Source organism: Streptomyces sp. NPDC001415 (genome assembly GCF_053597395.1).
Genome location: NZ_JBSFIE010000006.1, coordinates 220,780 through 242,824, shown reverse-complemented (window position 1 = coordinate 242,824; position 22,045 = coordinate 220,780). Strand labels below are relative to the sequence as shown.

The 22,045-nt window shown below is 70.0% G+C and carries 17 protein-coding genes and 1 pseudogene; 9 read left to right on the top strand and 9 right to left on the bottom strand.

Annotation, left to right across the window (positions count from 1 at the left end; all coding sequences use genetic code 11):
* The first annotated feature begins 271 nt into the window (after positions 1 to 271).
* Positions 272 to 1,051 carry an SDR family oxidoreductase gene (locus ACWC2B_RS10665; RefSeq protein ID WP_450716103.1) on the top strand — a complete coding sequence of 260 codons (780 nt, stop codon included), beginning with the start codon at positions 272 to 274 and terminating at the stop codon, positions 1,049 to 1,051.
* A gap of 73 nt (positions 1,052 to 1,124) precedes the next feature.
* On the opposite strand, the gene ACWC2B_RS10660 is transcribed toward ACWC2B_RS10665, so the two are convergent.
* Complete coding sequence (locus ACWC2B_RS10660) at positions 1,125 to 2,345, bottom strand: metallophosphoesterase (RefSeq protein WP_450716102.1); 1,221 nt, start codon at positions 2,343 to 2,345, stop codon at positions 1,125 to 1,127.
* Positions 2,346 to 2,383: 38 nt separating this feature from the next.
* Positions 2,384 to 2,653 carry a hypothetical protein gene (locus ACWC2B_RS10655; protein ID WP_450716101.1) on the bottom strand — a complete coding sequence of 90 codons (270 nt, stop codon included), beginning with the start codon at positions 2,651 to 2,653 and terminating at the stop codon, positions 2,384 to 2,386.
* A 210-nt stretch (positions 2,654 to 2,863) separates the two neighbouring features.
* On the opposite strand from ACWC2B_RS10655, the gene ACWC2B_RS10650 reads away from it, so the two are divergent.
* Positions 2,864 to 3,079: a DUF6243 family protein gene (locus tag ACWC2B_RS10650; protein ID WP_450716100.1), complete on the top strand. Its 216-nt coding sequence runs from the start codon at positions 2,864 to 2,866 to the stop codon at positions 3,077 to 3,079.
* 241 nt (positions 3,080 to 3,320) lie between these two features.
* Here ACWC2B_RS10650 and ACWC2B_RS10645 read toward each other — a convergent pair whose 3' ends face one another.
* Genes ACWC2B_RS10645 through wecB form a run of 3 tightly spaced genes read right to left on the bottom strand, consistent with a single transcriptional unit; the run spans position 3,321 to position 9,122 of the window.
* Positions 3,321 to 5,627, bottom strand: coding sequence for a hypothetical protein (locus ACWC2B_RS10645; protein ID WP_450716099.1), 2,307 nt, complete (start codon positions 5,625 to 5,627; stop codon positions 3,321 to 3,323).
* A 19-nt stretch (positions 5,628 to 5,646) separates the two neighbouring features.
* Positions 5,647 to 7,935, bottom strand: a complete 2,289-nt coding sequence (locus ACWC2B_RS10640; protein ID WP_450716098.1) for an NHL repeat-containing protein — start codon at positions 7,933 to 7,935, stop codon at positions 5,647 to 5,649.
* Entirely contained in the window at positions 7,935 to 9,122 is a 1,188-nt protein-coding gene (gene wecB / locus ACWC2B_RS10635) for a non-hydrolyzing UDP-N-acetylglucosamine 2-epimerase (RefSeq protein ID WP_450716097.1), read from the bottom strand. The genes ACWC2B_RS10640 and wecB overlap by 1 nt, the downstream gene beginning before the upstream one ends.
* A 453-nt stretch (positions 9,123 to 9,575) precedes the next feature.
* Here wecB and ACWC2B_RS10630 point away from each other — a divergent pair, with 453 nt between their 5' ends.
* Together ACWC2B_RS10630 and ACWC2B_RS10625 are read left to right on the top strand one after the other, a co-directional pair.
* Entirely contained in the window at positions 9,576 to 9,860 is a 285-nt protein-coding gene (locus ACWC2B_RS10630) for a hypothetical protein (RefSeq protein WP_450716096.1), read from the top strand.
* The gene (locus ACWC2B_RS10625; RefSeq protein ID WP_450716095.1) at positions 9,857 to 11,239 is read left to right on the top strand and encodes a glycosyltransferase; all 1,383 of its coding nucleotides are present in this window, start codon (positions 9,857 to 9,859) and stop codon (positions 11,237 to 11,239) included. Before ACWC2B_RS10630 ends, ACWC2B_RS10625 begins: the two co-directional genes overlap by 4 nt.
* Positions 11,240 to 11,499: 260 nt before the next feature.
* Here ACWC2B_RS10625 and ACWC2B_RS10620 read toward each other — a convergent pair whose 3' ends face one another.
* Both ACWC2B_RS10620 and ACWC2B_RS10615 read right to left on the bottom strand, forming a co-directional pair.
* Entirely contained in the window at positions 11,500 to 12,228 is a 729-nt protein-coding gene (locus ACWC2B_RS10620; protein WP_450716094.1) for an alpha/beta hydrolase, read from the bottom strand.
* Between the two features lie 227 nt (positions 12,229 to 12,455).
* Complete coding sequence (locus ACWC2B_RS10615) at positions 12,456 to 13,730, bottom strand: hypothetical protein (protein ID WP_450716093.1); 1,275 nt, start codon at positions 13,728 to 13,730, stop codon at positions 12,456 to 12,458.
* A gap of 1,408 nt (positions 13,731 to 15,138) precedes the next feature.
* Between ACWC2B_RS10615 and ACWC2B_RS10610 the strand changes: the two genes are divergently transcribed.
* From ACWC2B_RS10610 to ACWC2B_RS10600, 3 genes and pseudogenes are all read left to right on the top strand, one after another.
* The gene (locus ACWC2B_RS10610) at positions 15,139 to 15,645 is read left to right on the top strand and encodes a DUF3995 domain-containing protein (protein WP_450716092.1); all 507 of its coding nucleotides are present in this window, start codon (positions 15,139 to 15,141) and stop codon (positions 15,643 to 15,645) included.
* A gap of 280 nt (positions 15,646 to 15,925) precedes the next feature.
* Positions 15,926 to 16,306, top strand: a pseudogene (locus ACWC2B_RS10605) (transporter); the annotation flags it as partial.
* Positions 16,307 to 16,862: 556 nt separating this feature from the next.
* On the top strand, positions 16,863 to 18,344 hold the full coding sequence (locus ACWC2B_RS10600) for an MFS transporter (RefSeq protein WP_450716091.1): 1,482 nt from the start codon (positions 16,863 to 16,865) through the stop codon (positions 18,342 to 18,344).
* A gap of 155 nt (positions 18,345 to 18,499) precedes the next feature.
* On the opposite strand, the gene ACWC2B_RS10595 is transcribed toward ACWC2B_RS10600, so the two are convergent.
* Entirely contained in the window at positions 18,500 to 18,799 is a 300-nt protein-coding gene (locus ACWC2B_RS10595; protein WP_450716090.1) for a hypothetical protein, read from the bottom strand.
* A 390-nt stretch (positions 18,800 to 19,189) separates the two neighbouring features.
* Here ACWC2B_RS10595 and ACWC2B_RS10590 point away from each other — a divergent pair, with 390 nt between their 5' ends.
* Both ACWC2B_RS10590 and ACWC2B_RS10585 read left to right on the top strand, forming a co-directional pair.
* The gene (locus tag ACWC2B_RS10590; protein ID WP_450716089.1) at positions 19,190 to 19,861 is read left to right on the top strand and encodes a hypothetical protein; all 672 of its coding nucleotides are present in this window, start codon (positions 19,190 to 19,192) and stop codon (positions 19,859 to 19,861) included.
* A gap of 64 nt (positions 19,862 to 19,925) precedes the next feature.
* Entirely contained in the window at positions 19,926 to 20,444 is a 519-nt protein-coding gene (locus ACWC2B_RS10585) for a hypothetical protein (RefSeq protein WP_450716088.1), read from the top strand.
* A gap of 367 nt (positions 20,445 to 20,811) precedes the next feature.
* Here ACWC2B_RS10585 and ACWC2B_RS10580 read toward each other — a convergent pair whose 3' ends face one another.
* Positions 20,812 to 21,984 carry a protein kinase domain-containing protein gene (locus tag ACWC2B_RS10580; protein WP_450716087.1) on the bottom strand — a complete coding sequence of 391 codons (1,173 nt, stop codon included), beginning with the start codon at positions 21,982 to 21,984 and terminating at the stop codon, positions 20,812 to 20,814.
* Positions 21,985 to 22,045: the final 61 nt, after the last annotated feature.

Sequence of the window (22,045 nt, the reverse complement as noted above, 5' to 3'; positions counted from 1 at the left end):
GGCGGGAGATGCGGATAGGCCGCCGCGCCGCACGAGCGCCCCCCTTGAACTCCCCTGTGCCACCGGGTAGTTGTTGCGGCGGGGCAGGGCGCTGAGCGGGTTGGTCGAAGTCGAGTGCTGATCCTCCGGGTCTGTCAGGGTACCGGCGTGGGTGGGCGCCGGAGGGGCGGTACGGCACTTCACCGACGCCGCATGGGGCGAGTCGTACTGAGGCTGCTTAGAGTGGATCGTTCCCGGATTCGACCGGGGCGTCACGAGGGGAGTGTCGATCGTGGGGGAACTGGACGGCAGGAGCGCGCTGGTGACGGGCGGCTCGCGTGGGATCGGGCGGGCGGTCGCGCTGCGGCTCGGCGCCGAGGGGGCGCTGGTCGCGGTCCACTACGGGGGCAACGACGCGGCCGCCGCGGAGACGGTGGCGCAGATCGCCAAGGCCGGCGGCCGGGCGTTCGCGGTGCAGGCCCGGTTCGGCGAGAGCGGCGCGGTGGACCGGCTGTTCGAGGGGCTCACCACCGGGCTTGCGGACCACGGCGCGGAGGGTCTGGACATCCTCGTCAACAACGCGGGCATCCACTCGGTCAGTTCGATCGGGCAGCTCACCGAGGAGGAGTTCGAGCGGCTGCTCGCGGTCAACGTGAGCACGCCGGTCTTCGTCGTCCAGCGGGCGCTGCCGCTGCTGCGGGACGGCGGACGGATCGTCAACATGGGCTCGGCGGCCACCCGGATCGCGAACCCCATCCAGATCGGCTACACCGTCACCAAGGCGGCGCTGGCGGCCCTTGGACCGTCGCTCGCCAACGAGCTGGGCCGCCGTGGGGTCACCGTGAACACAGTCGAACCCGGGGTGGTGCTGACTGACATGATCGCCCACTACGCCGCGATTCCCGAGGCGGTCGCCGGACTTGAGTCGATCACCGCGCTCGGCCGGATCGGTCAGCCGGAGGACGTCGCGGACGTGGTGGGCTTCCTGGCGGGCCCGCAGGGCCGCTGGGTGACCGGCCAGACCATCGATGTCTCCGGCGGAACCTACCTCGGACCGATCACGGCCGGGTGAACCTCCACCGTCTTGCCGAGGCGGGCTTCGACTCGGTGAACCGGTCCATGAGGGGTTGCCGGCCCGCCCGGCGCTACGGCGCGGGGGGCTGCTGCGGGGAGCGGAGTGTGAGCAGGGTGATCTCGCTGGGGGCGAAGATGCGGAGCGGCGGGCCCCAGAAGCCGGTGCCGCGGCTGGTGTAGAGGAGGGTGCGGGCGCCGTGGCGGCTGAGGCCGGCGAGGGCGGGCTGGTCGATGCGGACGAGGTGGTGGAAGGGCCAGATCTGGCCGCCGTGGGTGTGGCCCGAGAGCTGGAGGTCGACGCCGGCTGCTGCGGCCCGGTCGACGAACTTGGGCTGGTGGGCCAGGAGCAGGACGGGCAGGTCGGGGTCGGCGCCGTTGAGGGCTCCGGGGAGGTGGGCGCGGTGGCCGGCCAGGCCGGAGGAGTCGGCGGTGACGTCGTCCACGCCGGCGACCACGAGGGTGTCGCCGCCGCGTTCGAGCAGCAGGTGGCGGTTGCGCAGCGGCTCCCAGCCCAGCTCGTCCATCAGGTCGACCCAGCCCTGGGCCTCGGTGTAGTACTCGTGGTTTCCGGTGACGTAGACGCGGGCGCGGGTGGCTCGTACGGTGCCGAGTGGGGCGGCCTGGGCGCGGCGGCGTTCGGCCGTGCCGTCCGCGATGTCGCCGGTGTGGCAGACCAGGTCGGCCTCCAGGGTGTTGACCGTCTCGCAGACCCGCGCCGACCAGCGGGCGCGGTCGAGCGGGCCGTAGTGGGTGTCGGTGATGAGGACGACGCGGGTGCCGTCCAACCCGGCTCCCAGGCGCGGGAGTTGTACGTCCATCCGGCGCACCCGTGGCACCCGGCGGGCCTCGGCGTACCCCCAGGTGAGCAGCACGGCGGCTGTGCCGAGGACTGCCCAGGTGACGATCCGGGCCCGGTCCTGGCCGTCGCCTACGCCGGTCACGGTCAGGGCGAGGCGCAGCAGGACGCCGAGCAGGACGGACCAGGTGAACAGCACCCAGCCGGCCCCAAGGAGGGTGTCCCCGACGATCGCCGCCCAGTCCTGCTGTCGCCGTCCGTGGCCGCGCGCCATCGCGAGCGGCATGGCGATCAGACCGAGGACGCACACGGCGGTACCGCCCAGCGCCACGGGGAGCGGCCAGTGCTGGCCGGCGTGCAGCAGCACCCAGCAGGGCACGGTCCACAGCAGCACGGGGGCGATCAAAGGTATGAAGCGCATCAGGCGGCGCAGTCGGCTCGGCCGGGCCGCATGCGCCGCACCGTCCGCGGATCGGGCCTCGCTGGTGGCGGTCACGCTTCCCCTCCTGGAGCAATCAGGCTGTCGACAAGCAATCAGACTGCCGACGCGCGCACTGTATCCGGTCGTCCTGGAGGCCCCGGCGCCCCGGCCCGCGCCATGGGGGCAGTCGGCAATACCGTCGCCTCAGCGGTGTAGCCGCCGCCGGCGCCCCACGGCATCGGCATCGGCGAGGAGACCGAGTCGCGGGCCACGGCCCCGTCGAAGCGCAGGGCCGCCTTGATCGCGGCGCTGTCGGCGTCGAGGGCCCCGGTGGTGACGTCGAGGCGCTGGGGTCGGCCGAGGGTGCGGGTGATGATGTCCATGTCGCCGTGCATGGCCTCCAGCGGCAGCCTGGTGTGCGGGGCCGACGGAACCGGGTAACGTCTTTGTCATGTTCCTCTCTGTCATGTTCTTCCAGACGCCGATCTACGAGTGAGCGCGTGATGGGTCCCTGCTGACGTCCTTCGATGTCGCCGCGCCCGTCCCCCACCGATGAATCCGTAGACCACTTCACATCATTACCGGGAGAACCCGTGACCGTGAGCAAGAACATCAACAACCCCGTGGGCCAGGGCGGCGGCCAGCGCAAGAGGCTGTCCCGCGCGGAACGGCAGAACAACGGACCTCACCGCAACCTCGACCGCCGGACCGCCGCCGACCAGAAGGCGGAGCTGGTGCGCAAGATGCGCGAGAAGGCAGGCGCGGCCGACGGCGCCGGGCAGACGGGCGACGACACCGCACAGAGCTGACGCACCGCCGCCGCAGGAGGCACCGCACGGGGCAGGGCTCGGACCGCGAAGCGCGGACCGGGCCCTGCTGCCGTACCAGGCGCGGCCGCCCCCGGGGGACTCCCTCCGGCTCGGGGTGCGAACGTCCCTCGGCTGCAAAGCCGGTGGGGCAGGCCACGGCTCCGGTCCGGTGCGGAACCGGGCCGGAGCCATGGCTGTTCGGATCACCCGGCAAGCACGCCGGACGTCCGCGCGGGCAGGGTCAGAGCACCCGGGCGGTCAGTGGTACGGGAGTGAGCCGGCCGATGACGACCTGCCCGTCATTCGACTGCGTGCCGGTCCTGGCGTCCGGCAGGGCGCGGATGCCGAGGGTGTAGATCAGTGCGGTCTTGTCCGTGGATCCCGTGTTCAGGTGCGGGTTGGAGGACACGATCAGCGTCTTGCCGCCGTCCTCGATGCGGGCGTCCAGGTTCCCCGTGACGTACGGCTGGACGAAGTAGTAGCCGTAGGAGGCGCCGCCGGTGAAGGCGAAGCCGGTGGGGGCGGTGAAGCGCTGTTCGATGGTGCCGGGGTTGACCGGCTGGTTGCTGAGCGAGCGGAACTCCAGATTGAAGGTCGTGGTCTGGCCCGGAGCCGCCGCCGGGATCGACTCCTGCACCGCGCGCAGCGCGGTCTCGTTCTGGGCGGTGCCGGTGATCTTGCCGGAGAGCTGGACGGGGGTGTGCCTGCCGACGCTGGCCGAGCCGTTGTCGTACCGTCCGGGCGCGGCGTCGTTCCTGGCCTGCACCGGGATCGTGTAGATCACCGAACCGGTGTCGCTGGTGGTGGTGTTGAGGTGCGGGTTGGCCGTGATGACCAGGATCCGGCCGCCGTCCTCGACGCGGTGGACGAGGTTCCCGGTGACGACGCCGTGGATGGTCTCGTAGTACGCGTACGTGGGATGGCCGGTGAAGACGAAGCCGGTCGGGGCGGTGAAGCGCTGGGTGATGGTGCCGGGGTTGACCGGCTGCCCGGCGGGCGCCGTGTACTTCACGTTGAAGGCGGTGTACTGGCCCGGCGCGATCTCGGGGACTGTGTCCTGGAAGATCGTCAGCGCCGTCTCGTCCGCGATCGGTTCGGGTACGACGACCGTGACCGGCAGCGTGTACGTGTTGTCCTTGAGGTTGAGGTCGCCGCCGTACTGGATCTCCAGGGTGCAGGTGTAGGTGCCCGGGGGAGTGCTGTCCGGCGCGGTGATCCGGAACACCCCGTCCAACGTGCCCTGGTGGGCGAGGAGTTGCTGCCCGGTGAAGGTGCGGGTCAGCCGCCGCCCGGTGGTGCCCGGGCCGCCGCTGAGGCCGTCGGCCAGCGTCAGTACGACGGTCACGTGCTGTCCGTCGGCCGGGTTGGGCCCGCGGCTGCGGATCCGTGCGCCGAGGTCGAACTCCTGGTCGCGCTGCACCCGGTACGGGTTGACGACCTCGCCGTACAGGTCGGCGGAGGGCGGGGGCGGCGGGGTCATCCGGGCGACGCTCGTGACGCCACGGACGCGGTGGTTGTGGCTGTCGGCGATGTAGAGGTTGCCGGCCCGGTCGAGGGCCACCCCGTAGGGGTGGTAGAGGCGGGTGCCTGCGGCGGGGCCGCCGTCGTCCACGTATCCGGCGGTGCCGGTGCCCGCGACGGTGGTGATCAGGCCGTCCGAAGTCACCTTGCGGACACGGTGGTTGTGCCCGTCGCCGATGTACAGGCTGCCGGCCTCGTCGAGCGCCACGCCCCAGGGGTAGTGGAGCGCGGTGCCGATGGCCGGTCCGCCGTCCGAGACGTAGCCCGCCGTACCGTTGCCCGCGACGGTGGTGATGATGCCGTTCGAAGTGACCTTGCGGATACGGTGGTTGTGCCGGTCGGCGATGTACAGGTTCCCCTCGCCGTCCACCGCCACCGCCACGGGGTAGTGCAGCCGGGTCGCGATCGCCGGGCCGCCGTCGGAGACGTATCCGGCGGTTCCGTTGCCCGCGACGGTGGTGATGTTCCCGTTGGCGGTGACCTTGCGGATGCGGTGGTTGCCGTGGTCCGCGATGTACAGGTTGCCGCTGCGGTCAACGGCCACCCCGTACGGGAGGTTGAGCCGGGTGGCGATGGCGGGTCCGCCGTCGGAGACGTATCCGGGCTCGCCGTTGCCCGCCACGGTGGTGATGTTGCCGGCGGGAGTGATCTTGCGGACGCGGTGGTTGTAGGTGTCCGCGATGAAGAGGTTGCCCGCGTCGTCCACCGCCACGTCCGCGGGGTAGTGGAGCCGGGTGGCGACCGCGGGTCCGCCGTCGGAGACGTAACCGGCCTGGCCGTCGCCCGCGATGGTGGTGATGTTCCCGTTGGGGGTGACCTTGCGGATGCGGTGGTTGTTCCGGTCGGCGATGTAGAGGTTGCCGTTCTTGTCCACGGTCACGCTGTAGGGGTACTGGAGCCGGGTCAGCGCCCCCGGTCCGCCGTCGGAGATGAATCCGCCCACGCCGTTGCCCGCGACCGTCGCGATGGCGCCTTCCATCAGGCCCGCGGGCTGCGGACCGGTTCCCGTGCTGGCTGCGGTTGTCATGATTGCTGCTCCTGTCGGGTCAGAGGATGTGGCCGGAAAGCGGTACGGGGGCCAGCCGGCCGATGACGGCCCGCCCGTCCTCGTACGAGCCGGGCGTGGCATCGGGCAGGGCGCGTACCGAGAGGGTGTAGAGCAGCGCCGTCGCGTCCGTGCTGCCGGTGTTGACGTGCGGGTTGGACTCGATGACGAGTGTCTTGCCGCCGTCTTCGAGGCGAGTGGTGAGGTTTCCGGTGACAGCGGGCCTGACGTAGTAGTAGCCGTAGGAGGCGCCGCCGGTGAAGGCGAAGCCGGTGGGGGCGGTGAAGCGCTGTTCGATGGTGCCGGGGTTGGCTGGCACGTTGTTCAGCGAGCGGATCTCGACGTTGAAGGAGGTCGTCGCACCCGGCGCCGCCTGGGGAACGCTCTCCTGGGCCACCCGCAGTGCCCCTTCGTCCTGACCGGAGCCGGTGACCTTGCCGGAGATCTGGATGGGGGCGTGCTTGCCGACGCTGGCGCTGCCGTCGGCCGAGACGCCGGGCCGGGCGCCGGGGAGCGCCTGGATGCCGATGGTGTAGACGAGGGGGCCGGTGTCGCTGGTGGTGGTGTTGACGTGAGGGTTGGCGGTGATGGTCAGGGTGCGGCCGTCGTCCTCGATCACGTAGTCCAGGTTTCCGGTGATCACGCCGTGGAGGGTCCCGTAATAGCCGTACGACGGCTGGCCGGTGAAGACGAAGCCGGTGGGCGCGGTGAAGCGCTGGGTGATGACTCCGGGGTTGACCGGCTGCCCGGTGGGCGAGTTGAACAGGACGTTGAACTTGGTCGGCTGTCCGGGAGCTGCCTCGGGCACGGTCTCCTGGCGGATCTCCAGGGCGGTCTCGTCGCTGACGTCCCGGGGGACGACGACCGTCACGGGGAGGGCGAAGGTGTTGTCCTTCAGATTGAGTTCGCCGCTGTACTGGATCTCCAGGGTGCATTCGTAGGTGCCCGCGGGAGTGGTCTCGGGCGCGCTGACGCGGAACAGCGCGTCCAGGTGGTCCCAACCGTTGGGCAGGGCCTGGAAGTAGGGGATGATGCGCACGCCGGGGAAGGTGCGGGTGAGCCGCCGTCCGGTGGTGCCCGGGCCGCCGGTCAGGCCGTCGGCCAGGGTGAGGACGACGGTGACGCTCTCCCCGTCGACGGTGTTCGGGCCGCGGTTGCGGATCCGGGCGCCGATGTCGAACTCCTGGCCGCGCTGCACGGTGTGCGGGGCGACGGCCGCGCCGTACAGGTCGGCGATCGGGAACTTGGCCGGGTCGAAGCGGGTCGCCCCGGCGACCTTGCGCACTCGGTTGTTGCTGCTGTCGCCGATGTAGAGGTTGCCGTCGCCGTCCAGCGCGACGGTGTTGGGGAAGTAGAGCCGCGCGGCGTCGGCCATGGTGCCGTCGGCGTCGTAGCCGCCGGTGCCGGTGCCGGCGAGTGTGGTGATGATGCCGCCAGGGTCCACCCGGCGCACCCGGTGATTGGCGCTGTCGGCGATGTAGAGGTTGCCGTCGCTGTCTACGGCAAGACCTTCGGGGGAGTTGAGCCGGGTCTTCACCGCGGGCCCGCCGTCCGCGATGTACCCGGGCTCCCCGGTGCCCGCGACCGTACGGATGACGCCGTCGGAGCCGACCCTGCGCACCCGGTGGTTGCCCGTGTCGGCGATGTAGAGGTTGCCGGCCCCGTCCACCGCAAGGCCCTTGGGGCTGTTGAGCTTGGCGGTGGTGGTGGGGACGTCGTCCTTGTCGTAACCGGCCTGGCCGGTGCCGGCGACCGTACGGATGACGCCGTCGGTGCCCACCTTGCGCACCTTGTGGCCGTAGCGTTCGGTGAGATACAGGTTCCCGGCCCCGTCCAGCGCGATGGCGAAGACGTTGCTGAGGCTGGCGTCGACGGCCTTCCCGCCGTCCGCGGTCCCCGCCCCGCCGCCCGTGACGGTGGTGACGATGCCGTTGGGCGCCACCTTGCGTACGCGACTCCAGCCCCACGTCGCGAAGTACACGCTGCCGTCGGTGCCCACGGCCACCGACACCGGCTGGGCGATCTGCGCCGCGGTGGCCTGCCCGCCGTCACCGCTGAACCCGGAGGTCCCGGTGCCGGCGATCGTCCGGATGATGCCGTCGGAGGCGACCTTGCGTATCCGGTGGTTGTCCGTGTCGGCGATGTAGAACGTGCCGGACCGGTCCGTGGCCACCCTGGCGCCGTTGAGCGCGGCATCAGTGGCCAGGACGCCGTCCTCGTCGTACCCGGCGGCGCCGGTGCCCGCCACCGTTGTGATCGTGCCATGGGGCACAGCAGTTGGTGTCGCCATCACTCCTCCTCGGGGAAGCCCATCGGGATGTCGAGCGGTCTGGGTGCCAGGCCGAGCAGCCAGCCACAGGCGTCCGCACAGCGCCGGGCCGCCCTGCCGTCGCCATAGGGATTGCGTCGTACGCGTGGCCGTTCACCAGCACCCGAGAGCGCTCCCTCACGCGCGAATTCCTTTTCCGCGGCCGCGACGATCTCCGATTCCTGGGTGCCGACCAGGCGGGCGAGGCCGGAATCGATCCCCTCGGTCCGCTCGGTGTTGTCGCGGGTCACGAGAACCGGCAGGCCAAAAGCGGCTGCCTCTTCCTGGATTCCGCCCGAGTCCGTGATGGCGAGAATGGAACGGGCGAGGAGCCGGGCGAAGGTGTCGTACGGAATGGGACCCGGTAGATGAACGTTGGGGCGATCACGGAGGGAATCTTCGATCGCGGCGCGGACCAATGGATTCATGTGTGCCGCCACCACGAAGCTGACGTCCGGGTATTGCCGACTGAGAATTGCCACCGCCTGCCCGATGCGCCGGATCGGAGCGCCCCAGTTCTCTCTGCGGTGCGCGGTCACCAGAACCAGCGGAGCGGAATCCCGCTCGATGCGATGCAGCGGCGACGCCGGTTCGGAGCCGGCCGGCCGGCGGCGGCTGGCGGAGACCACCGCGTCGATCACGGTGTTGCCGGTCACCACGATCCGCTCGGCCGCCACCGCCTGGGCAAGAAGATGGCCCCGGGCGGTGTGGGTGGGAGCCAGATGGAGATCGCTCACCTCGGCGATCATGCGCCGGTGCGCCTCCTCGGGGAACGGGCTGCGCAGATCCGCAGAGCGCAGCCCTGCCTCCACGTGCACCACGGGGATCGAGGAGAAGAACCCGGCCATGGCCCCCGCCAGGGCCGATGAGGTGTCGCCCTGGACCACGACCGCGTGGGCCGCCAGCGTGTTCAGCCCCTTGTCCAGCCCCCTGAGCAGGCCGGCGGTCAGCTCGGTGACGGAGTGCGCGCCGGGTGGCAGGGTCAGCTCCGTCTGCGCGCGCAGCCCGAAAGAGGCGAGGGTGTCGGTGACCACCGTGCCGTGTTGGCCGGTGGTGACGACGACCGGGAGCGCCCAGCGTTTCCGCTTCAGCTCCTGAACGACGGGGGCGAGTTTGATGGCTTCGGGGCGGGTGCCCACGATGACGGCGATGCGCTGGCGTTCGTTCAACGCGATACGGTCTCCATCCGTCGCGCGGGATATTTGACCGTTGTATCGACGGCATTGCGAGAAAAAAATTGGCGCACTGGGTCACCGCCCGTCGCTCAGCAGAATGAAGGATCGCGCAAAGACGCGGAAACTGAAGGGCCGAACACTCAGCGTCTTGAGTGCGGCCGTCGCTGACGCTAACTCTGAGGTTGCTTGGCATGCAATGGCCCGGATCCGGCATGAATGGCCAAATCCGGGCAACTTCCACAGTGAGGGAGCGGGAAACGCCAGGTGCGCTTGCGAATTAAGGGAATCCAGTCACCCTCGGGTCGGCGTGAAACAGCCTCCAGTCGTCTCGTACGTGCCCCTTCGCGGTCTGGCCAGCAGCGGATTTCTGGGTGACAGTGGTCGGGCCCTCGCCCCAAACGTCCCCGACTCGTGCTCATCTCCCCTGCCCGGAGGTACGGCCGCACCATGTACATGGGATTCACCTGGCCGCTGGTGGGCGGCATGGCGGCGGCCCGGGCCGGGGCGCCCGGACGCGGCGCCCTGGTGGCCGTGATCGGCGCGATGATGCTGCCCGCCGGGTTCGTCCTGGGGCGGGAGTTGCAGCGCCGGCGGACCGGAAGGGAGCGGTGGGCTCCGGCTCCGGGGACCGGAACACCTCGCCTGCCCGTGCCCCGCCGTCCGTACCCGGTTCCCGCCGCCTCCGGGGGCGCATCCCCGACGGACCGTCCACAACAGGAGATCCATCGGTGAAACGCCTTTTGCTCAAGGCCGTCGACTCCATCGGCTACGCCGTCATCGGCCTGTCCGCCGGCTATCTCACCCTCGCCATGGGCGCCGGACTCCTCGAACTGCGCCGCCAGAAAGCCGCGTTACGGGTCCAGGGAGACACCACGTACGGACACCCGCACCTCGGCCGCCGCGACCGCCGCGACCTCTATGTCCTCGTTCCCTGCCTCAACGAGGAGTCGGTGATCGCCACCACGGTCACCGGGCTGCTCGGGCCCCGTACCACCGTCGTGGTCATCGACGACGGCTCGGACGACGCCACGGGGCAGGTGGCCGAACGGGCGGGGGCGCGGGCGCGGGCGGTCGGTGACGAAGGGGAAGTGGCCGTGCTGCGCCGCGACCCTCCCCACGCCCGCCAGGGCAAGGGCGAGGCGCTCAACCACGGCATCCGGCTGATCCGCGAGCGGGTTGCGGCCCGTGGACAGGACCCGGCCGAGACGGTCGTCTGCGTCATGGACGCCGACGGCAGGCTCTCGGACCGGGCGCTGCGCCACATCCTGCCGCTCTTCGACGACCCCCGGGTGGGCGGCGTGCAGCTGGGGGTACGCATCCGCAATCGCCGCGGCAACTTCCTGACCTGGTTCCAGGACTACCAGTTCTGGGCGATGGCCGCCGTCACCCAGTTCGGCCGCAACTGGACCTCCACCGTCAGCCTCGGCGGCAACGGCCAGTTCACCCGCCTCTCCGCGCTCGACGCACTGGGCGAACGCCCCTGGTCACAGTCGCTGACCGAGGACCTGGACCTGGCCATCAGCCTGGCCGTACGAGGCTGGCGCCTGCGCACCACCGCCCACGCCTCCGTCGACCAGCAAGGGGTGAGCGACCTGCGACGGCTCGTCCGCCAGCGCACCCGCTGGTACCAGGGCCATATGACGGCGATCCGGCGGATGGGCGAGATCTGGCGCGCCCCCCGGATGGGGCACCTGGCCGCCCTGGAGATGTTCGCCTACCTCCTGGTCCCCTGGGTCCTGGACCTGCCCTGGTCGCTGCTCTTCCAGTACTGCCTGATCTGGTTCATCCGCAGCCCCAACGTGCTGGTGCTGCGCGGCCGTAGAGCGGCCGCGGTCAACGCCACCCCCCTGAAGTGGCCTGCCAACCTCGCCGCCTGGTACCTGCTCACCTTCGCCCCGGCGCTCGTCACCTCCTGGACGTACCTGCGCCGCGACAGAGGTGTGGGCGTGGGCCGGGCGCTGCTGCTCGGCCACTCCTTCGTCGTCATGAACTACATGTCGTTCCTCTGCGCCTGGCGCGCGCTGTTCCGCATGGTGCGCGGGCAGACGGGCTGGACCAAGACCACCCGCGAGGCAGAGGTGGCGTGCCCGGCCGACGATCGGCGTCTGTGAGCAGGCGCGGCGCGGGCTGACGCCGTCGACCGCGGGTTTCGCGGCGCCGGGACAGGCGATGTCCTCAAGACGGGCATCGCCGTGGAGACCGACCTGTTGCGGACGTCGAGCGATTCACGGCCTCGGGCGGCACGGGCCCCTGCCAAGCCTCTGGCAGGGGCCCGTGCCGCAGAGAGCCGAGGAGGGCCGGGACCTGTCCCTGGACGAGCAGCGTCCTGGCCAACACGGCTACCGTCTACTGGTGGCCTGACGGCCCGGCGTCACTTCAGGTGTCGGGTGAAGAACTGGGCCGCGGCGTCCCCCGCGAACTGAGGGACGCCGGTGTGCCCGCCCATGTTGGCATGCAGGGTCTTCTCCTTGGAGCCGAAGGTGTCGAACAGGTCCAGGGCTGCCTGCCGGTCGTTCCCTTCGTCGTCCCACTGGAGCAGGACGTGCAGCGGAATGGTGACCCGGCGGGCCTCCTCGAACATGGCGCGAGGGACGAAACTCCCGGCGAACAGAACGGCGGCCGAGATGCGCGGCTCGACCACCGCCAGCCGGGTCCCGATGGAGATCACGCCCCCCGAATACCCCACAGGGCCGCCGATCTCGGGCAGCGCAAGGAGGGCGTCCAGGGCGGCCTGCCATTCCGGGACCGACTTGTCGACCAGGGGGAGGATGAGAGCGTCGATGATCTCGTCACTGACCGGCTCGCCGGCCTCCAGCGCCCGGCGCAGATCGGCGAGGGCCTGCTCGGCGGCGGGCCAACGGGGCCGGTCGCCGCTTCCGGGGAGCTCGATGGTGGCCGTGGCGAAGCCGTCCGCCGCAGCGTGCCGAGCCCGGGCCACCAGTCGGGAGTATGCCTTGCGCAGTCCGAGAGGAGGGGGGCTGAGCAGGATCAGCGGCGCCGGTGCGGATGCGGGCGTCCACAGGATGCCGGGGATCTCACCGAGGGTGAACTCGCGCTCGACGACAGCGCCGTCGAGACGCCGTTCAGAAGTGAATTGCATGGTCGTGCCTTTCCGGAGTGCCATGGAACGGCGCTCCCGGACGACCTATCGCCCGACCGTGACCCCGGAGGGGAGCACCCATGTCGATACGTTCACGGGTACCACCTCCTCGCTCTCTTGCACGGCCTCCGGAAACGTAGCAGTGCCTGCCGTGGTTCCGCCAAGGGGTTTTCGCGGAGGCCCTGGCATGGTCCGTAAACCCACGGGCCCATGACGTGCCTGGCCACTCATCGGCTCCCCGGGGGCTTCGGCCAAGGCGCCCCAGCGGCGGCCGCGTCGAGCAGATCGCCGAGGCGCAGCCAGGCTGTCGGTCCGGAGTAGCTGGCCGGGCAGTTCGCGAACCGGTCCCACGCGTCCTGGTCGGCGCCCAGAGCCTCACGTACCACCGAGACCACCGCCGGGTGGGCGCTTCCATGACTACCGCCCGGGGCACGCAGCGCCGACCAGGCCGGGAGTGCGCGGACTAGTTCCCGCTCGCTGTCCGGCCTGGCCAGGATCAGGCGAGTCCAAGCCTCGCGCCACGGCGGACCGCCACCGAGGTTCGTGCGCAGGTCCTCGGTGAGTCGGAGCAGCGCCTCGTTCGGGAGACCGTGTCGCCGCAGTACCTTCTCGAAGTTGTCGTCGGACCGGTATCCGCTCGCGGCACAGGCGAGGAGAGCCTTCTCCACCAGGGCGTCGTCACCGGGGTGCCGGTCCAGGTACTCGCTCAGTACCTGTGCCTGGACTCCGGCCAGTCCGCGCACGGTCACCTCGTCCGGGGCGCCGAGTGCGCTTCGGCGACGATCCGCACCGACCGCCGGCGGCGGGTCGGCGAGGACGCGCTCGATCGTGTCAAGGATCTCCTCAAGTTCGCGGCGCTGGTCGTAACGCGGCTGAAGTCCGGGATGACGGGAGCTCAACTGCTCGCGCGCGCCGCGGACGATCGGGCGGACGCCGGCCTTGACGTCTTCGGTGACCGTCGGCAGGTGAAGCATCATGTCGCGCACCCAGGCCACGTCGGCCAAGCCGATGGCCGAGTACCGGTCACCGGACTCCCAGAAGGCGAGGGCTTGGGCAGCCGTCTCGGCGAACCTCGCCGCGAGGTCGGCGAGCGTGGTGGCAGAGGCCCGCCAGTCGACCGACCGATAGCCGTCCTTGGCCTGCGCCGGGTTGAGGAGGTGCCGCCAGGTTCCGGATGCGGTGTGCTGCACCCAGACGACGGGGGCCCGGCACCCCAGGTCGATCAGCGTGGTGCTCGTACGGCCCAGGAAGTGACGGAAGTGGTCCTGCTCTTCGTCCGTCAGAGCAGACAAGTCCGCGGCGAAGTGATCCAGCACCTGCTGCTCGTCCGCTCCACCACGACGCATACGGCAGCCTCGGGCCACCAGCACCTCGAAAGGGAATCGCCCGAGATCGACCGAGGCCAGCTCGACCAGCAGCTCCGGCTCGACCTCCCACGGCAGGCTGCCGAGCAGCTCGTCGCGGATCGTCCGCTCCGCATCGGTGCCATCAGCCCATTCCACGAGCTCCCGGTGACGCCTTGGATGCAGTTTGAGTATCCCTCGCCACATACTCTCCCAGGCCTCATACGCCTGTCTGTGCCGCTTCAGCCAGTCATCGATGTCATCGCCTTCGCCAAGCTCGCCGACGTCGGGGATCGTCGGAAGAGTGTCGCGAGCCGCTGCGAACACCAGGTCGTGCAACGGGCCTTGCCGGAACGCGATCTGAGCCAGGGTCGGTTCCTCAAGCAGTCGGGGAGTCATGGGCGGCGGCGTACCGCCGCGGGCACGCATCTCCGCCGCAACCGCACTGGCGAGCCGCTCAGTAGCCAGGGGGCTGCCGAGCTGGGCCAACTGCTCAGCGGCGCACCGCTTCCGGGTCGTCCGGGCTGCGTTGAGTCATCGCTGTGATGAGGAATTCAGAGGGCAACACACATTGAGGGTCCTGGCCGGTCACGAAACGTTCTCCATCAGGCGTTGTCGGCGTACTTGATCAGTGTGCTGAAGGGGTCGGCAGGGTTCACCGCGGACCGGGAACGATGAGAAGAGCATCCAGCGGGCCGGTTCGCGTCGGGTGCGGGATCTCCAGCCAACCGTCGCCCTCGGCAAGACAGCGGGGGATCGCGCGGTAGCGGCGCCACTGCCAGTTGATCCACCATCGAGGCTCGTCCGGTCCTCCTGCGCGCCGTGCGGGGGAGGGCAGCGGTGCACCAGCGAGCTCGATCTCCTCAAGTGCCGCGCCCAGATTCCGTATGTGCGCCAGTGCGGTGAGCGCGGCTCGGCGTGCCCCCCAGAAATCCCTGACCCTGCGCCCCTGGCGATCGTAAGCTCCACGCCACCTCAAGAGGGGGGCGATTCATGACATCCGATCTCCGGTGGCCGGGTGCTCTGTGGGCAGCTCCCTCCAGTCGTCCGAAGGCGACCCAGGGTTCGATGCCAGACACGGCTACTGACGTGACGTACGGGAGCACACGCTCGCCGGAACCGGAACCGGCGCCGGCACCCGAGTTGAACTGGGTCATCGTGAGGGTGCGGGTGGCTGCGTCCTTCAGGTCGAGGAGTGCCTTGGGGCCGAGGTAGACCGTGGCTGAGGCCGGGCACCCGGACTTGGTTGCGGGCGTGCCCTCGGCGGTGCCCATGTACAGGTCGACGAACGCGTTGAAGTGCATCGTCGCCGTGATCGTGCAGTCACCGGTGTGGATGCCGCCAGGTCCGGTTCCGTCGGACCGCTCGTAGCTCGGGCGCCGGGAGGTAGCTCTCGTGGGGGAGGCGGTTCCTCCGTGCGGATGACGTACATCGTCGCGGTGCGGACCATGGTCGAGTCATGTTGGTTATGCCTTCCTTGGACGACACAGTGCGTCCTGTCCCGCGCCGGACAGTCCGCCTCGACCTCAGCAATTGGCCTGGATACGCCGCTGCGGCATGGGGGTTCTTGTTCGCGGTACCCGGTTTCGTCTGGGCGACGGGTAGTACCTTCGGCGCGCAGTCGACGGTGGCGCCGTCGTTGGTGAAGCTCGCTCGCGACGGCGTGCCGTGGTTCGTGGCCGTCCTGGTCGTAACCGGCTTCCTGAAGCTCTTCGGAGCACTGATCGGCATCGGCCTGACGCGACCGCGGGGCTCAAGGATCAGCCGACTCATGGTCTTCTGCGGCGGTGGCGCGGCGACCCTGCTCACTTGGCATGGCGGCCTCTTCGTCGTCCACGGTGTGCTGGTCGAGGCTGGGGCCGTCTCTGTTGAGCCAGATCTGGCTGCGCTGACCGCCTGGTACCTCTACCTGTGGGGGCCGTGGTTCATCGTCGGTGGTCTGGCCTTTGCCGGGGCCACCGCACTGTATGTCCGCCAACGCGATGATCGGGGCAAGCTGCGGCTCTACTGCACGGTGGGCGCGCTCGGTGCGCTGGTCCTGTCCGTAGCCTCAACGGCTACCGGTATCGGTTGAGAGCTGTCACGTAACTGCTGGTCACGGGCGAGGGACGTGCCGCCCCCGCTTCACCGGCGGCCGCGCGGGCCCGGTACGCGCCCCGACTGCCGTGTTGGCAGTTCTGCGCGCGGTTGGTTGAGTCCCTGTGTGTCCAGTGCGGTGGTCCAGTCCGTCGCGATCGCTTTCTGAGCTGCGGGCAGCTGGACCTTGCCGGAGTAGATGGCCCTGTGCGGTTAGGACTCGACGCTGTTCTTCGGGTTGTTGGGGCCGGCGCCCCTACGTGCACTTGGCTCAGGGCAAGCGGCTACGCCGCTGCGTGCCCGGGGCGCCGCCGCTCCGGAAGCAGGGTGATGCGGTGGCCGAGCTGGCCCAGGCGGTTGACGAGGCCCTGATCGGACTCCGGGACGGCGTCACCCGGTGCAGCGCAAGCAGTACCGCGCCTACCAGCGGCTGCGGAACTTTGCCAGCGTCTGTCCGCCGCAGCAGACCAAGCTCCTCGTCTACCTCAAGGCCGACCCGAAGGAGGTCGGCCTCGTCCCCGGCTTCCCCCCGCGATGTGACGGGGCTCGATCACCACGGCACGGGTGACCTGGAGCTGCAGCTGCGTACGGAGCGGGACTTGGAGTTGTCGTGGTGGGCCTTCCGAGGTGACGGGCAGGTAGTGGCGGTGGGCCACTGATGGTGCGCGGGATCCTCGGTTTCGCCAACCGGGGGTCTGCTGCTACGTATCGCCCTGCTGGCGTACGGCTTGGTCTGCGGGAGGCCGTTCCACTGCATGTCGTCGGCGATCGCATCGCGCATGCAGGGGTTTGGTTACTGGTCGAAACCCAGGCATACGAACAGCAGGCCCAGCAGGGTGGAGGCGCCGGAGATGAGGATGCCGAAGGGACGAGCGTGGGTGCGAAATTCGATGGTGGCAGGGTCAGGGGTGTCGTACCGTAGAGAGGTTGCTGCGCCGTAGACATCGGCTGCAGCATCAGGCTTCCTGTTCCTTCTGTGGCGATCTTGAGGTGTTTTTATCCCCCAGGTCCTGTAGCGGTCCGCGTTCCCCACGTTCTGAGTCGTCGAACGTGTCCGGGGGCGGACTCGCGCTGGCCTGAGTTGCGTCGCCCGCCGCCGTAGTTTCCTGTCGTTTCCCGGGTGCAGCTCTGCCGTCTGCCCCGGGTTTCGTGTGTTCCGGCCCCGGCGCGGCTGACGGCAGGGCTCCCCGATTCCTTGGATCAGGAGTCCCACCAGTGTCTTCCCCCGCGCTCGGCAACGAGCCGCAGCACACCACCGAACCCCCAGCTCACACCACATCGGGGCGACCGCCGAAGATGGCCTTGGCCGCCCGGATCGCCCTCCTGGTGCTCCTGGTCGCCGAGCTCATGGACATCCTCGACCAGTCGGTCGTCCTCACCGCCCTGCCCGCGATCCAGCAGTCGACCGGCGCCGGACCGGCCGCGGTCCAGTGGCTGACCGCCGGCTACTCCCTGACCGTCGCCGTCGGACTGATCACCGGCGGACGCCTCGGCGACATCCACGGCCGACGCAAGATCCTCCTCATCGGTACCGTCGTGTTCACCGTGGCCTCGCTGCTGTGTGGCCTCGCGACCGGGCTGGGCGTGCTGATCGCCGCCCGCGTGCTCCAAGGCGTCGGAGTGGCCCTGATGATCCCGCAGGTCCTGGCCACCCTCCACGTCACCTTCGACGGCGAGAACCGCAGCAAGGCTTTCGGCCTGTACGGGGCCATCCTGTCGCTCGCCAACGTCCTGGGCCCGGTCCTGGGCGGCCTGCTCACCGAGGCCGACCTGTTCGGACTGGGCTGGCGGCTGATCTTCCTGATCAACGTGCCCGTCGGCCTCGCCGTAATCATCTTCGGACGCAGGTTCATCCCCGAGTCGACCGCACGGAAGGCCGACCGGCTCGACCTCACCGGCATGCTGCTGTCCGCACTGGCCATCGTCCTCATCCTCTTTCCGCTCACCGAGGGTCACACCCACCACTGGCCGCTGTGGTGCTTCGCCATGCTCGCCTGCGGTCTCCTCGTCCTCGGCGTGTTCCTGCGCCACCAACAGGGCAAGCAGGACAATGCCCCGCTCGTGACACTGTCCGTCTTCCGCGGCAGGCAGTTCTCCGGCGGCCTGTCCGCGCAGCTGATGCTCGGCCTGCTGTGCGGCCTGTACTTCATGACCTGGACGCTGTACCTCCAGCGCGGCCTGGGCATGAGCCCCTTCCACGCAGCCGTGGCCTTCGTGCTGCTCGCTCTCGGCGAACTGGGCGGTGCGACGGTCGCGGCGAAGAGTGCCGGGCGCTTCGGGCGTCGCCTGCCCCAGGGCGGAGCCCTGATCGCTCTCGCCTCGATGGCCGCCTACGGGGTTCAGGCCGACGGACTCCAGGCCGACCTGACCCTCCTCGCGATGACCGCCCCGGTGGTACTGATCGGCTTCGGCCTCGGCATGGTCGGCGGCCCGCTCGCCGACATGTCGCTGGCCCAGGTCCCGCACGAGGACGCCGGTTCCGCCTCGGGCCTGTTCAATACCGCCATGCACCTGGGCATCGCTCTCGGCACCGGGCTGACCGCCCTGGTGTTCTTCGCCACCACCGGCGGCTCACCCGACGCCGGACTCAACCGCGAGGCATTCATCACCGTGCTGTGGTGGGTCGGCGGCCTCCTCGCCGGGATGTGGGCCCTGATGTTCTTCCTGCCCAAGCGGGCGAACAATCAGGTGAGGTGATCCGCTTTCAGGGGTGGCAGTCACCCGTACTGGGTGACTGCCACCCCTGGCCCCCGGCTTCCCTCTTCCTTGTCGAGTTCCTTATCAAGGCGGGTGTTGGTCCGAGATCGGCGAGTGCTCACCCGTCGGCGTCCTTCCAGTTGGTGGCGGCCGCGTCAGAGGCACACTCCAGACGGTTCGTCACCACCTTCCAGTTCACCGAGAACAACAGCATCTCCGTCCCCCTGTGAAACAACGCGGGAGACGAGAGACAGCAGCAGACTGGAGGGCACCAGGAACACGTTCATCAGCCCGAGCGACACCGCATGAGACAGATCTGAACTGCCCAAGAACAGGTGGACCGTGAGGAGGCCGGAGACGATGTCGTCGTGGACCTTCTGGGCGTCGGCGGACACGAGCCGGATCTCGTCGCGGTCGAGCCACGTCATCGGGTGGTTGGGTTGGCCCAGGTCCACTCGGCGTCGATCTCCTCCTGCAATTGGTTGGTGATGTCCACGGGACGCCGGCCTTGAGACCGGTAGACGTTCCCGAGATCCGGAACGCTTCCCATGCCTTGACCGTGCCTGCACTCGGCTTCGCGGTCAGTGCCGCTGTTCGTGGCGTCGAGACGCTTGCCGTTCGGGCGGCAGGCGTGGTTGTTGCAACGGCGGCGGCCGTGCTCCCAGCGAGGAGAGTGACACTGAGGGCTCCGGCAACTGCGAGGCGATACCTGCGGTTCATCGTGTTCCTGCCGGCCTATACCTGGTGCTGGAAATTGCGGCTTTCAACGATGACAACGACGCCATCGCGGAAGGCCGCGGCCTGCCGGGCGAACGTTTGTCTGATGCGGCATTAGGGTGAGCGGCATGCGTGAGATCGCAGGCGTCAGAGCCACGCCCGGGGGACGTGTACGTGTCCAATTCCATGACCACGGTTTCGTCGTCAGACGCGACCGGATCGCCGGCCGTGCCGCTGAAGCGTTCCTCGGCGACACGGCTGGATGCCTCACGGTCTTGGTGCTGCTCGCTTCGGTGGGCCTCCACAGCCTGCTGAACAAGGCCGGTGCGCCGCACGTCGTCGTCGTGGGTTGCCTGTGGGTGTTCCTCGTCTCGGTCTGCTACGCGGCTCTCCTCGTGCTGCTGCGGTGGGCGGCCGAGACGGTGTTGAGCATCGTGTTCTTTCTCCTCGTCGTGGTGACGCTCCCGGGTCTGCTGATTCCGGGTTATCGGCGGAAGGTGCTGCGTCGGTGGCGCGCGGGCGGCCCGGAGTCCGAGCCGGGGTGGGTGCCTGCGACTGCCCTCGGTGGAGTGTGGCTGGGGCGGGAGGATCCGAGCACCGGTGCCATGGTGACACTCCAGCTTGCTGACGGATCCGTCGTCGCCTACACCGCCCGCCCGGACAAGTGCCGGGAGCTGTGCGACGGGTTCGAGGCACTGCTGCGCAACCACCGTCCGGTTCCCACGGCGATGCCGCATCAGGCGTCTGCGCCAGGAGCCGCGCCGTACCAGTCCTGGCATCCGGGGTCACCCGGCAGGTGACGACGATCGGCGTCGCCACAGCCCGTTCCCTCCCCAACTCCCCGTCTCCGGAGCCGTTCCGACCATGTCCTTCTTCAACAAGCGCCGTACCATCCGGCTCTCCCAGCACCGTACGGCCGACAGCCCGTTCGGACCGATACGGATCAGCTACAACCCCGGGCCGGCCGTGGTCGCGCTCATCCAGGGGCCCGGCATGCCGCCCGTCACGGTCGTGCCCGGCCGTGACCACGGCCAGATCAAACTCAACGGGCACGTGATCCCCACGCGCCGGAGGAACACCAACCGCTGGGCCCTGCGCCGGAGATCACGCACCCGCACGGCCGTGGTGGGCGGGCGCACCTACGAGCTGCGGCCCGTCAGCCTGCGCCAGGCCCGGCTCCTGCGCAACGGCACGCTCGTCGCCGAAGCGCGAGGCACCCTGCGTTCGTACGCCTCCCTCCGCGACATCCCCGGCATCGACGCCAGGCTGACCTGGTCCCACGGCCTCGACCCCACCGACGTGGCGATCGGTCAGGCCATGGTGGTCGCCTTCGGCGCGGGCGCCCCCGGCGCACTGGCTTCGATCGTCTCCTTCTGGCTCTGATCAGCTCCAGCCACGCTGTACCGACGGTGATGTCGACGACGGCACACGGCAGGAACGCACCCGCCCGCATGCCCGGGACACAAGGGCGCACCCGCCAACAGCCCCGGCCGGGGACAGGTGGAAGCCCGGCCGGGCTGCCCCTACTCCCTGGGGTGGAGGTAGAAGATCTCGTTGGCCGCGGGGTTGGGCCGGTCGGGGCCGCCGGGCTTCCGTGCAGTCTCATCGCACGAGGCCCCTTCCGAGGCTTCCGGCGCGGGCAAGGCGGCCTGGCCGGTTGCGGGTTGGGGCCGCACGGGTGGCCGGTCGCCGAGGGTGTGGAGGTCAGCCGGTGTTGTCTGTCCGGTCGTCGGGCCCGGTGTCGCGGTCGCTAGTGCCGTCGCCGCCCGACCAACCGCACGGCCGCGAAGGCGACCAGGGCGACGGCGGCCGCGATGAGGCCGAGGGCCGGGCTGGTGAACAGGCAGACCGCGAACATCGCGATGAACAGGGCCCTCCAGCCCGACACCTCGCTGAACCACCCGCGCAGCCCGCCCGCCCCCGCCACGCGGGACCGCTGCGCCGGTGCCGTACGTCGCGAGTCGGCCCTGCTTCGGACGGGCGCCTGGACGGGCGGCCGGGGGGCGGCCCGCGCGACGACCCGCTCGGCCCGTACCGTCGGCGTCCGCGCCGACCCCGCCGCCTGAGCCGCCTCAAGGGCCGCCCGCATGGCCGCCGCGTCCGCGTACCTGTCGTCCGGGGACTTCGCGAGGGCCCGGTCGAGCACCGACTGGAAGGCGGCGAGGAGCGGGGGCGGGAGGTGTACGACCCCGGCGGCGAGGAGGGTCGGCGGGGGCTCGTGCACGTGCTTGTAAAGCAGCGTGGGCACCGAGTCGTCGTCGAATGGCAGCCGCCCGCTGAGGAGTTCGAAGAGCATCACGCCGACCGTGTAGACGTCCGTACGGGCCGACACGGCGCCCCCCATCGCCTGCTCGGGCGCCATGTAGGGGACGGTGCCAAGGACCAGGCCGGTCCGGGTCAGGTGCGTGCCGGTCTCCTCCACGGCCCGCGCGATGCCGAAGTCCATGACCTTGCAGGCGCCGTCGCGGCTCAGCATCACGTTGGCGGGCTTCACGTCCCGGTGGACCACCCCCTTGGCGTGGCTGGCGGCGAGACCCGCGAGCACCTCGCCTGTGATCCGCAGCGCCTCCTCCACGCCCAGCGGCCCGCGCCGCTGCCGCTCGCGCAGCGACTCCCCGTCGACGAACTCCATGACGAGGTAGGGGACGAGGGCGTCCGACCCGGGATCAGTGTGCTCCCCGATGTCGTGCACGGCGACCACATGAGGGTGCCCGAGGCCCGCGACGGTCTGCGCCTCGCGCTCGAAGCGGCGGCGGAAGGACGGGTCCCTGCCGAGTTCGGCGTTCATCGCCTTCACGGCGACCGGCCGGTTCAGGGCGGTGTCCCGCGCCCGGTACACCGTGGCCATCCCGCCCCGCCCGAGCACCGCCTCCACGACGTACCTGCCGCCTCTCAGCGACGTACCCGCGCCCCATTCGTCCACGCCCCGCCCCCAAGGTCATCGCCTGCGCCAACTTGCAGCGCCCCCAGGGTATTTGGGGCGG

What these genes read in the sequence shown, in the direction of transcription:
- ACWC2B_RS10655 (WP_450716101.1), bottom strand. Translation starts at nt 2,653, where the DNA reads ATGGACATCATCACCCGCACCCTCGGCCGACCCCAGCGCCTCGACGTC.
- ACWC2B_RS10645 (WP_450716099.1), bottom strand. Translation starts at nt 5,627, where the DNA reads ATGACAACCGCAGCCAGCACGGGAACCGGTCCGCAGCCCGCGGGCCTG.
- ACWC2B_RS10630 (WP_450716096.1), top strand. Translation starts at nt 9,576, where the DNA reads ATGTACATGGGATTCACCTGGCCGCTGGTGGGCGGCATGGCGGCGGCC.
- ACWC2B_RS10640 (WP_450716098.1), bottom strand. Translation starts at nt 7,935, where the DNA reads ATGGCGACACCAACTGCTGTGCCCCATGGCACGATCACAACGGTGGCG.
- ACWC2B_RS10585 (WP_450716088.1), top strand. Translation starts at nt 19,926, where the DNA reads ATGTCCTTCTTCAACAAGCGCCGTACCATCCGGCTCTCCCAGCACCGT.
- ACWC2B_RS10620 (WP_450716094.1), bottom strand. Translation starts at nt 12,228, where the DNA reads ATGCAATTCACTTCTGAACGGCGTCTCGACGGCGCTGTCGTCGAGCGC.
- ACWC2B_RS10590 (WP_450716089.1), top strand. Translation starts at nt 19,190, where the DNA reads ATGCGTGAGATCGCAGGCGTCAGAGCCACGCCCGGGGGACGTGTACGT.